The organism is Xenorhabdus sp. BG5 (assembly GCF_015163665.1).
GTDB lineage: Bacteria > Pseudomonadota > Gammaproteobacteria > Enterobacterales > Enterobacteriaceae > Xenorhabdus.
This window is the reverse complement of record NZ_JADEUG010000007.1, coordinates 73,183-84,942: the sequence shown is the minus strand read 5'-3', so window position 1 is coordinate 84,942 and position 11,760 is coordinate 73,183. Positions and strand designations below refer to the sequence as shown.

The window sequence follows — 11,760 nt, the reverse complement described above, 5'->3', positions numbered from 1 at the left end:
TTATGAATCCTAAACGTTACGCACGTATTTGCCAGATGATGGCAATGCGTCAACCTGACCTGACAATCTGTTTAGAAGAAGTCCACAAGCCCCATAACGTATCCGCCGTTATTCGTACAGCGGATGCTGTGGGTATTCACCAAATCCATGCTATCTGGCCTACTGAGCAACTAAGAACCCAACTCTCTTCGGCAGCGGGCAGCAATAGCTGGGTTCAAGTGAAAACGCATTCCACAATTGAACAGGCTATTCACCAATTTAAATCTGATGGAATGCAAGTACTGGCAACTCATCTTTCTGATAAGGCCGTCGATTTCCGTCAAATTGATTACACTAAACCTACCTGCATCATTATGGGGCAGGAGAAAAAAGGTATTTCGAAACAAGCCATCGCTTTGGCAGATCAGGATATCATTATTCCGATGGCAGGTATGGTGCAGTCACTGAATGTCTCTGTCGCGTCCGCCTTGATTCTGTATGAAGCGCAACGGCAGCGCCAATTGGCAGGCATGTACCAACGGGAAAAAAACATTCTGCCAGAAGAAGAGCAGCAAAGGTTACTGTTCGAAGGAGGATATCCCGTGTTGGCTACCGTTTCTCGCCGTAAGGGCCTGGAACAACCCCTGATAGATAAACAAGGTCAAATCATAGCAAGTGAATCATGGTGGTCAGCTATGCAAAAAATAACTGTACCATCAGCAAGGAAATAAATCACACTGACGGAGAAATCGTATGAAAGGCCAACTACTTGATACTATCCCCTTAACCACGTTACGTGGCGTTGGAGCCAATCAGGTCACTAAACTCACTAAGTTAGGGTTGGTCAATCTACAGGATTTGCTTTTGCACTTCCCTCTCCGCTATGAAGATCAAACCCGCCTGTATGCCATTAATGAGTTACTGCCCGGCATTCATGCTACGGTAACAGGTGAAATATTACGCACCAATGTAGCTTTTGGACGTCGGCGCATCATGACCTGCCAAATCAGTGATGGCACAGGCATATTGACCCTGCGTTTCTTCAATTTTACTGCCACCATGAAAAATAGTCTGGCCGCAGGAAAGCACATTGTTGCTTATGGCGAAATTCGTCGCGGGAATCAAGGGCCAGAGATTATCCATCCTGAATATAAAATCCAGCAACATGCCAACCGCATCCAACTGCAAGAGACATTAACCCCCATCTATCCCACGACCGAGGGTGTTCACCAGACAACGCTGCGCAAGTTAATCGATCAGGCATTGGAAATATTGGCTACCTGCGCCATCAATGAATTGCTGCCGAAAGAATTCAGCCAGAAGATCATCAGCCTGCCCGATGCACTGCGTACATTGCACCATCCCCCACCGAATACTTCTCTGACCGATCTGGAGAATGGCCGACATCCAGCCCAACGAAGGTTGATTCTGGAAGAGTTGCTGGCGCATCATTTAAGTATGCTGGCAGTCAGGGCTGGAACCCAGCGCTTTCATGCATACCCCCTAACGGCAAATGATTCCCTGAAACAGAAGCTTCTGAGCCAGTTACCATTCTCACCCACAGGCGCACAAGCCCGTGTCGTGGCAGAAATAGAACATGATTTGGCAAAAGATGTCCCCATGATGCGTCTGATACAGGGGGATGTCGGTTCGGGGAAAACATTAGTGGCAGCACTAGCAGCCGTTCGAGCCCTTGTTCACGACAAGCAAGTGGCTCTGATGGCACCAACTGAACTTTTGGCAGAGCAACATGCCAATACCTTCCGCCAATGGCTTGAACCGCTCGATATTCAGGTTGGTTGGTTGTCTGGCAAACAGAAAGGCAAGGCGCGTCAGGCGCAACAAGAGGCGATAGCAAGCGGACAAGTCAGAATGGTTGTCGGTACTCATGCCATGTTTCAGGAGCAGGTAAAATTTGCCGGATTGGCACTGGTTATCATTGATGAGCAACATCGATTCGGTGTTCATCAACGTCTGGCATTATGGGCAAAAGGGCGAGAACAAGGCTTCCATCCCCATCAATTGATCATGACAGCAACCCCTATTCCACGCACATTGGCAATGACCGCATATGCCGATCTGGATACCTCCGTTATTGACGAATTGCCACCAGGTCGAACGCCTGTCACAACGGTTGCCATCCCAGATACTCGCCGGAACGACATTATTCAACGTATCAAAAGCGCCTGTCTGGATGAAGGTCGTCAGGCTTACTGGGTATGTACTCTGATCGAAGATTCTGAGGTACTGGAAGCGCAAGCCGCACAGGCAACCAGTGAAGAATTGACACTGGCATTGCCTGAATTAAAAATTGGCTTAGTGCATGGGCGAATGAAACTAGCAGAAAAACAATCTGTTATGGCGGCGTTCAAGCAAGGTGAAATACAATTGCTGGTTGCCACTACGGTCATTGAAGTCGGAGTGGATGTACCCAATGCCAGCCTGATGATCATCGATAATCCCGAACGACTAGGGTTGGCCCAGTTGCACCAACTTCGAGGGCGCGTCGGGCGAGGGGCCATTGCTTCTCATTGTGTCCTGCTTTATAAAACCCCACTGACCAATACAGCCAAAATTCGCCTGCAAGTTTTACGGAACAGTAATGATGGTTTTGTGATTGCTCAGAAAGATCTAGAGATCCGCGGGCCAGGTGAACTGCTGGGGACACGCCAAACAGGTAATGCAGAATTCAGGATCGCGGATTTATTGCGAGACCAAAGTATGCTGCCTGAAGTTCAGCGTATTGCCCACTATATCCAGCTGAACTATCCTGAACACGCCAAAGCGCTGATTGAGCGCTGGTTGCCGGATAGTTCCCAATATAGCCATGCTTAAGTTCCAGCCGCTGAGTATTTCAGCGGCATATTCGCCAAGATATCAGGCGAGACAAAAATGTATTAATTTAACCTGCTATAGATGGGAACATCGGTAATAACAGATACAATTTGATGACGGCAGCATTAACGATATCAATAAAGAATGCCCCCACCATAGGTACGAGTAAGAATGCCACATGTGATGGCCCAAAGCGGTCAGTGATCGCTTGCATATTCGCTATGGCTGTTGGTGTTGCACCTAAGCCAAAACCACAGTGGCCGGCTGACAATACTGCCGCATCGAAATTCTTGCCCATGATCCGGTAAGTAACGAAAACAGCATACAACGCCATAACCAAAGTCTGCACGGCAAGAATGACCAACATTGGCAGCGCAAGGGAAGCCAGTTGCCACAGTTTCAGGCTCATCAAAGCCATTGCCAGAAACAACGATAAACTGACGTTACCCAAGACCGACACCGCTCGGTCAAATACCCGATAAAAACCAAGCAACGATAAGCCGTTACTAAGAATAACACCAACAAACAGAACACACACGAATGTCGGCAATTCAAAGGCCGTGCCTTGTAGCAGTTTCTCAATAAACTTACCTGCCAATAAGCAAATGGAAACCATAGCAATAGTTTCCACCATCACTAATGGTGTAATAAGCCGACCCGTATAAGGTTTCTCAAATGCCGTCGGCAGCTCGGTATCCTCAGCCCCCAACCCTGGCGTTTTGGTATTTTTCACCAACATACGGGCAACCGGACCACCAATCAGGCCACCTAAAACCAGGCCGAATGTTGCACATGCCATTGCCACTTCCGTCGCATTTTCAAAACCATAGCGCTCAGTGAATAACTTACCCCAAGCGCCACCTGTTCCATGCCCGCCAGATAGTGTAATGGAGCCTGCCAGCAATCCCATTAATGGATCAAGGCCAAGCATTTTCGCCAAGGCGATGCCAACGGTGTTTTGTACAAATAACAGGCCAACAACCACGCAGACAAAAATGACCAAAGATTTTCCGCCTGCTTTCAGGCTGGCAAGGTTAGCGTTCAAGCCGATTGTGGCAAAGAACATCAACATGAGAGGCTCTTGGAGAGATAAATCAAAACTGACTTCCCAACCTATAGATTGTTTAACTGCCAGCAGAACTAACGCAACCAATAAGCCACCTGCGACTGGCTCAGGGATCGTATATTTCTCAAGGAATGGGACTGATTGTACGAGTTTTCTTCCTAGTAGCAAAACCAGTGTGGCAGCAACGAGCGTGCCATAAATATCCAGATGATACATCGATGTACCTCATCCATTGTTAATATTATGTGAATTTAATGTGACGTTATAATCATCCTATAAAAACGCCAAGAGCAGGTAAGGGTTGGATTAGAAATAAAATTACTCATAAACACAAGTTAAAACATTTAAAAATGTGACGGGATTAAGCCGTAATTCATGATGAAAATTTAACGCAAACGATTGCTTTAGTGATGAGAATCATTAAAATGCGCTTTTTGTCTATCTGGAATTTCACAACATGGTCAATTTACCCCGTGAATCCAATTCATCAGAAGTTCCCAATAAATCAAACAACGAATTGATCTATCGTCTGGAAGATAAGCCACCGCTTCCACACGCCTTATTTGCTGCATGCCAACATTTACTGGCCATGTTTGTGGCTGTTATTACGCCAGCCATGTTGATTTGCCAGGCTCTGGGGCTGCCAGAGCAGGATACCCAACGCATTATCAGTATGTCCCTGTTTGCCTCAGGCTTGGCATCACTTATTCAAATTCGCTCTTGGGGACCCATTGGCTCTGGGTTGCTTTCAATTCAGGGCACCAGCTTTAATTTCGTTGCCCCACTGATTATGGGCGGCCTGGCGTTGAAAAATGGCGGTGCGGATATTCCAACTATGATGGCAGCTTTGTTCGGTACACTGATGCTCGCCTCAATGACGGAAGTGCTGCTCTCACGAGTATTACATTTGGCAAGACGGATCATTACACCTCTGGTATCCGGTATCGTGGTGATGATTATTGGCTTATCGTTAATTCAAGTGGGATTAACTTCGATTGGGGGTGGTTATTCTGCGATTCAAAACGGCACATTTGGCGCACCTGAAAATCTGCTGCTCGCTGGAACTGTTCTTGCGGTTATCGTATTGCTGAATCGCCAAAATAACCCTTACTTGCGTGTCGCATCTCTGGTCATCGCCATGACAGTGGGTTATCTGCTGGCCTGGTACATGGATATGTTACCCGTTTCAACACCAAAAGAAGATGCACCAATTATCACGGTTCCTTCTCCACTCTATTATGGCTTGTCTTTTGACTGGAATCTGTTGATCCCACTGATTCTGATTTTTATGGTGACGTCACTGGAAACGATTGGTGATATCACAGCAACCTCCGATGTCTCCGAACAGCCTGTCAGCGGCCCACTCTACATGAAACGTATCAAGGGCGGTGTGCTGGCAAATGGTCTTAATTCTATGGTTTCAGCCGTGTTCAATACGTTTCCAAATTCCTGTTTTGGCCAGAACAATGGCGTGATCCAACTAACGGGTGTTGCCAGCCGCCATGTCGGTTACATGATTGCTGCAATGCTGATCCTATTGGGACTGTTTCCCGCCGTGGCTGGTTTTGTACAGCATATTCCTGAGCCTGTTCTGGGAGGGGCGACGATTGTGATGTTTGGCACTATCGCCGCGTCGGGTGTCAGGATAGTTTCCCGTGAACCCCTGAATCGCCGTGCTATTATGATCATCGCACTGTCCCTGGCCGTGGGGTTAGGTGTTTCTCAACAACCGCTGATTTTACAGTTTGCCCCTGATTGGGTGAAAAACTTACTCTCTTCAGGCATTGCTGCTGGTGGGTTAACGGCCATTCTGCTTAACCTAATCTTTCCCCAAGAAAAATAGTTAGCCGTTTTTTGTATGATACTTTTCTCCCGCCTTACCCGCGGGAGTTTTCTTTTTTTGCCTTAAACATCTATTGAGTGCTGCTCTATTTTACGGCATAAAAGGGCTTCTATTGGAAGGTCACACTGTTGAGGTGAAATATGAGGTGGTTAGGGAAATTTTTTGTCACTCTTCTATTAGTGCTAATTTTGGCAATCATAGTTATCTATGTTGTTGCCCAGACACATTGGGGAGCCAAACAGTTAAGCCAATGGCTCAGCAAACAAGGACATTATCAAGTCAATATTGAAAACATCAGCCATAGCTGGCAGCAACCTGCTACCCTATCACTTAACCACATTGGCATTAGTGACAAACAAAGCCCTTTCTCACTCAATGCCAATACCATTAATCTCGATTTCAAATGGCAGCATTTACTGTCCCCCCAAAATCTCCATCGTCTGACATTGCAACAAGGGACATTGCTACTGTTTGGAAATCAACTTCCCCCTCTTTTACAAGCGGATATCCTGCAACTGAACCAGATGAATATTCAGCTAGAGAGTCCCAACACGCGTATCCAGGGGGAGAATATCACAGGCGGAATTACACCTTGGATGCCTACTGTGGGTAACCCATTTGGTAATGGAAAATATCAATTCAGTGCCAGTACGATCCGCTTAAATGACATATCTGTTGAAAATGCCGTTGTGCAAGGCAGTTACCAGAATAAAGCCCTGGCTATCGACTCTTTTGGTGCAACATTTCTGCGAGGCGCCATTTCTGGCGATGGTCAGCAATTGCCGGACGGCAGTTGGCGCTGGAACAATATCCTGCTCAGTGACATTCGCTGGCAAACACCGATGACACTGGACGATTTGAAAGAAAAAATCAGTCATCTGCCAGCTATGTATGTCAAAGATCTCAATATCACTAATGCCAAACTGCAAGGACAAAATTGGTCTGTTGATTATCTGGATAGCACCATCAAAAACTTAGGCTTAGTCAACGGCAGTTGGAACGCCGAAGATGGGTTGATTGATTTTAATGCGATGAACATGACGTTAGATAATGCACAGTTCAGCGACACACTTGGAAAATTCCGTTTTTCTGGTGATACCTTTACCATCGCAAACCTGACAACCCACTATCAAAAAGGGTTGTTCAATATCCAGTCTCAATGGGATCGCAAAAACCGACTCCTTACCCTCAATGAGAGTTCTGTCACTGGGCTGCTTTATGCTCTGCCACCAACATGGCTCGATTATTTCAAACAGCCTGCGCCGGAATGGATTTCAGGTGTAAAACTTAATGATATTACTATCAATAATACGCTGCTGATTGATACCAATCCCAATTTCCCATTCCAGCTCACCACGCTTGCAGCCCATATTGACAACATGGATATCTTGAAAAATGGCAAGTGGGGATTGTGGAATGGTCAGGCATCGCTGCAAGCGGCTGCGGGAACATTTAACAAAATCGAAATAACCCGTCCTTATCTGCAACTGCACGCCACAGACGGCAAAGTCATCATTGATAAATTAAATGGTTTTACCCGTGAAGGGCTGCTGCAAATGACTGGTTCGGCTGAACAGAAAACTTCCCAGACTCCTTTTAACCTGAGTTTCAAAGGCATGAATGCGGATTTGAACATCTTGCCACAATGGGGTTGGAGACCGCTTAAGATTCAGGGAGAAGGAAATTTCTCACTCGCTATCACGGGAGATCTCTCCGCTGACGATGTGAAGGGAACAATAAACGGGACATTGGTTGCTGAAGATAAATCATCGGACAAAGAGTCACAATCTATTGAGCAAGGTTTGATCTCAACGAGCCGCTGTACCCCAACAGCACCCTCTTCCGTAGATAATCCTGCTACGGAGAGCCAAACCTGCGCAAAAATCAAGCTTTAGTACGACGTTCGGGAGGCAGGACGATATAAGTGCCGGTGAACACGCTACCGACGCCATGTTCACCGCTAACCTGCACTGCTATCGTTACACGCGCCTTATTGCCGCGGGCAAGACGGGCAAGGTCTCCGCTCATATTATTGAAATCCGCAGTTGCACAGGGGCGCCCTGTAATCGGTTGGCGATAACGAATATTGGCATCCACCAAAATGATATCTCCCCCTAACTGGCGCTCCTGTAGCAGCAACCAAATCAATCCCCATGCCGTTAAGGTGGCCTGAGAAAATAAGCTACCTGCGAAAATAGTATGATGTGGATTCTGGTTTCCGGCTTCCGGCATCGTCGTCACGAAGCGCTGTCCGGTATATTGGGTGATCCTAAGCCCCATCTTTTCACTCAAGGGGATTTGCTTATGCCATGCTTGCTGCAACTCCGCACACCAATCAGGACGGTGCAAGATATCATCAAGACTTATTATCGGTTTGATCATGAGGAAATGGTTAATCGGCGACGCCTTGGCACCATTGATCAAACCCCGGTTTTGAAACCCCAACTTGTCGAAGAAATCAATCGCATCTTCCCGCGCGCTGCAAACAATTCGTTTCACCCCTTCCTGTCTGGCGACAGATTCCAATGCCATCGCAATCAGCGTACCCAAGCCTTTTCGCTGCACACTAGGATGCACAGCCAGAAAGCGAATAGCGCCTTCATTGTCCGCATTGATATATAAGCGCCCAACAGCCAGCGGATTACCCTGTTCATCCACCACCATTTGGTGATGAGCCATCGAATCGTAACCATCTTTCTCTGATCCGACGGGCTGATGAAGCGGTTTACGCAACATCTCCCAACGAAATTGGTAATAAGTTTCTAGCTCTTGTTCTGTTTGAGGTACTCTCAGATGGTACATAGAAACAACCCCTTTCTTGAAACACATCATACTTGCAACCAAAAAGTCACCGGACCGTCATTGATCAAGCTGACTTTCATGTCTGCCGCAAATATCCCCGTTGCTGTTTTTACACCAGTTGCACGGCACTGTTCAACAAAATCGCGATAAAGATCTTCTGCTTTTTGTGGTTCAGCACCGCCAGAAAAGCTGGGTCTTAAGCCTTTCTGCGTATCCGCAGCTAATGTAAATTGCGATACCACCAACAAACTACCGTCAGCCTGCTGAACGTTAAGGTTCATTTTTCCTTGTTCATCGCTGAATACCCGATACCCCACTAGCTTGTCGCATAAACGTTGCGCTTTTTGTGGGGTATCGTCTTTTTCCACCCCCAGCAACACCAGCAACCCTTGTCCAATTTCGCCAATCGTCTCACCTTCAACAACAACCTTTGCCTGTGTTACACGCTGAATTAATGCGATCATTTCTCTTGCCTGTTATTCCGTTGCAGTAAGCTAACAATGTTAATTTTTTGCGGGGAGTGAGAAATCATGTGACTTAAAATAATCGGGGATGACACGCCTGTCAGACACATGAATTGCATTGATGCCTGATTTTTTTGCTGCTTCGACGTTTTCTAAAAGATCATCAAAGAATATGGCTTGCTCCGCTGTCACACCTTCCGCTGCAAGCACATAGTTAAAAATATCAAGATTTGGTTTACGCATGCCTAAATTTTGGGATAAATAAAGGAAATCCGCTGATGCGGCAATCTCAGGATAATGCACTGACCAATAATCAAGATGCAGACGATTTGTATTTGACAGAACAACCACACGATGCCCTTTAGCACGCAATTTATTCATTAACTCAATGACTTCCTGCCTGACATCGATAAAGATTGTATTCCAGCCTTCCGCAAATTGTTCAAAACTGAGTGAGACCTCCATCTCATCACACATCATTTCTGCAAATTCAGTGTCACTAATTTGTCCACGCTCATGTTTTTCAAGCGTCTCGCCCTGCGAAAATTTTGGGGTCAATGTTGCCAGCGGTGTCCCGCTCAGATTACTCCAAACAGCCAGTACTCTTTTAAAATCAATATCAATAATCACGTTACCCAGATCGAAAATATACAGCATAATCCCTCCTGACTGACGCTCATTGTTGAGTACTTTTATCATACTTTTGTTAAGAAAAAAGAATGATGAGATAAAAAAATGGCTGGAAGGGGGATATCATAAAAGAACTCAGGGCACCGAAATGCCCTAAGCTGTTGATGTTCAAACTGTCATATGCAATGCATAATCCAGAAATTAAACTTCTTTACTACGATTTGCACGACGGCGATCGTTCTCAGTCAAATGACGCTTACGCAAGCGAATTGACACTGGAGTGACTTCAACCAATTCGTCGTCGTCAATAAACTCCAACGCCTGCTCCAAGGTTTTCTTGATATGTGGAGACAGGGTTGTCGCTTCATCCGTACCTGATGCACGCACGTTAGTCAGTTTCTTACCGGTCAGACAGTTAACGGTCAGGTCATTTGAACGTGAGTGAATACCAATAATCTGGCCTTCATACACTTCAGTACCATGACCCAGGAACAATTTACCACGCTCCTGCAAACCATACAGCGCGTAAGCAACTGCCTTGCCTTGTCCGTTGGAAATCAGCACACCATTTTGGCGGCGGCCAATCTCACCTGGGCGGATGTCATCATAGTGGCTGAATGTGGCGTACAACAAACCCGTACCCGAAGTCATGGTCATGAATTCAGTACGGAAACCGATCAGACCACGGCTTGGAATGACGTAATCAAGACGAACGCGACCTTTGCCATCTGGCAGCATGTCACGCATTTCCCCTTTACGCTCACCCAATGCCTGCATCACATCGCCTTGATGCTGTTCTTCGATATCCAGAGTGACCTGCTCGAAAGGTTCCTGCTTACGGCCATCAATTTCGCGGAAAATAACTTTTGGACGGGAAACCGCTAACTCGAAACCTTCACGGCGCATGTTCTCTATCAGAACAGACAAATGCAGTTCACCACGGCCTGATACACGGAATGCATCTGGATCTTCAGTTTCTTCAACACGCAGTGCTACGTTATGAACCAGCTCTTTTTTCAGACGATCAAGGATCTGGCGAGAAGTCACGTATTTACCTTCACGACCACAGAACGGTGAAGTATTGACACAGAAGTACATGCTGACGGTAGGCTCATCAACGGCCAGTGCAGGCAACGCTTCAACCGCATTGACGTCACACAGGGTATCGGAAATGTTCAGCTCACCCAAGCCGGTAATGGCGATGATATCGCCAGCTTCCGCCTTATCAGACTCAATACGCTCTAATCCCAGATGGCTAAAGACCTTGCCGACTTTACCGTTGCGAGTTTTACCTTCGCTGTCGATGATAGTGATATTTTGGTTTGTTTTTACCATACCACGCTTAATGCGGCCGATACCGATAACCCCAACGTAGTTGTTGTAATCCAACTGCGAAATTTGCATCTGGAATGGGCCATCAAGGTCAACCTTTGGTGGCTCAACATGATCAACGATTGCCTGATACAGCGGAGTCATGTCTTCGGCCATATCGGTATGCTCGTTACCCGCAACGCCCATCAACGCAGAAGCATAAATGATTGGGAAATCCAGCTGCTCATCGGTTGCACCGAGATTCACAAACAAGTCAAACACCTGATCTACGACCCAGTCAGGGCGAGCACCCGGACGGTCAACCTTGTTGATCACCACAATAGGTTTCAGGCCATGAGCAAATGCTTTCTGGGTTACAAAGCGAGTCTGTGGCATTGGACCATCCATCGCATCAACCAGCAACAGGACACTGTCTACCATTGACATTACACGTTCAACCTCGCCACCAAAATCGGCGTGGCCTGGGGTGTCTACGATATTGATACGATAGTCATTCCATCTGATGGCAGTGTTCTTTGCAAGGATGGTAATACCACGTTCTTTTTCCAGATCATTGGAATCCATCACACGCTCAGTTGTTGCAGCACGTTCTCCAAAAGTACCGGACTGTTGCAGGAGTTTATCAACCAGTGTGGTTTTGCCATGGTCGACGTGAGCAATAATTGCTATATTTCTTAACTTACTAATTTCATTTGACATTTAAAAATTCCGATAACGCGAAAATCATTTATGTACTCAAGCGTACATAAAAAGAATTCTGTTTTACTTGGCCGCCGCCGAACAAAAGTGCAGCATTATACACTTTGGAT

General features: G+C 46.5%; 9 protein-coding genes. 4 read left to right on the top strand and 5 right to left on the bottom strand.

What is annotated here, in order from left to right; all coding sequences use genetic code 11:
• Positions 1-2 precede the first annotated feature (2 nt).
• Positions 3-710, top strand: a complete 708-nt coding sequence (trmH, locus tag IQ209_RS05895) for a tRNA (guanosine(18)-2'-O)-methyltransferase TrmH (protein WP_193849869.1) — start codon at positions 3-5, stop codon at positions 708-710.
• A 22-nt stretch (positions 711-732) separates the two neighbouring features.
• The gene (gene recG, locus IQ209_RS05890) at positions 733-2,814 is read left to right on the top strand and encodes an ATP-dependent DNA helicase RecG (RefSeq protein ID WP_193849867.1); all 2,082 of its coding nucleotides are present in this window, start codon (positions 733-735) and stop codon (positions 2,812-2,814) included.
• A gap of 67 nt (positions 2,815-2,881) precedes the next feature.
• On the opposite strand, the gene gltS is transcribed toward recG, so the two are convergent.
• Positions 2,882-4,096, bottom strand: coding sequence for a sodium/glutamate symporter (gltS, locus tag IQ209_RS05885; RefSeq protein ID WP_193849865.1), 1,215 nt, complete (start codon positions 4,094-4,096; stop codon positions 2,882-2,884).
• 241 nt (positions 4,097-4,337) lie between these two features.
• On the opposite strand from gltS, the gene IQ209_RS05880 reads away from it, so the two are divergent.
• On the top strand, positions 4,338-5,723 hold the full coding sequence (locus tag IQ209_RS05880; RefSeq protein ID WP_193849863.1) for an NCS2 family protein: 1,386 nt from the start codon (positions 4,338-4,340) through the stop codon (positions 5,721-5,723).
• 179 nt (positions 5,724-5,902) lie between these two features.
• Positions 5,903-7,618: an AsmA family protein gene (locus tag IQ209_RS05875; RefSeq protein ID WP_370588402.1), complete on the top strand. Its 1,716-nt coding sequence runs from the start codon at positions 5,903-5,905 to the stop codon at positions 7,616-7,618.
• On the opposite strand, the gene fabY is transcribed toward IQ209_RS05875, so the two are convergent.
• The 4 genes from fabY to typA form a co-directional block, all read right to left on the bottom strand.
• Positions 7,608-8,525 carry a fatty acid biosynthesis protein FabY gene (gene fabY, locus IQ209_RS05870; protein WP_193849859.1) on the bottom strand — a complete coding sequence of 306 codons (918 nt, stop codon included), beginning with the start codon at positions 8,523-8,525 and terminating at the stop codon, positions 7,608-7,610. The genes IQ209_RS05875 and fabY overlap by 11 nt on opposite strands.
• Before the next feature lie 26 nt (positions 8,526-8,551).
• A complete protein-coding gene (dtd, locus tag IQ209_RS05865; protein WP_193849857.1) occupies positions 8,552-8,989 on the bottom strand; it encodes a D-aminoacyl-tRNA deacylase in 438 nt (145 codons plus the stop codon).
• 39 nt (positions 8,990-9,028) lie between these two features.
• On the bottom strand, positions 9,029-9,646 hold the full coding sequence (gene yihX / locus IQ209_RS05860; protein WP_193849855.1) for a glucose-1-phosphatase: 618 nt from the start codon (positions 9,644-9,646) through the stop codon (positions 9,029-9,031).
• 174 nt (positions 9,647-9,820) lie between these two features.
• On the bottom strand, positions 9,821-11,650 hold the full coding sequence (typA, locus tag IQ209_RS05855; RefSeq protein ID WP_193849852.1) for a ribosome-dependent GTPase TypA: 1,830 nt from the start codon (positions 11,648-11,650) through the stop codon (positions 9,821-9,823).
• Between the last annotated feature and the right edge of the window lie 110 nt (positions 11,651-11,760).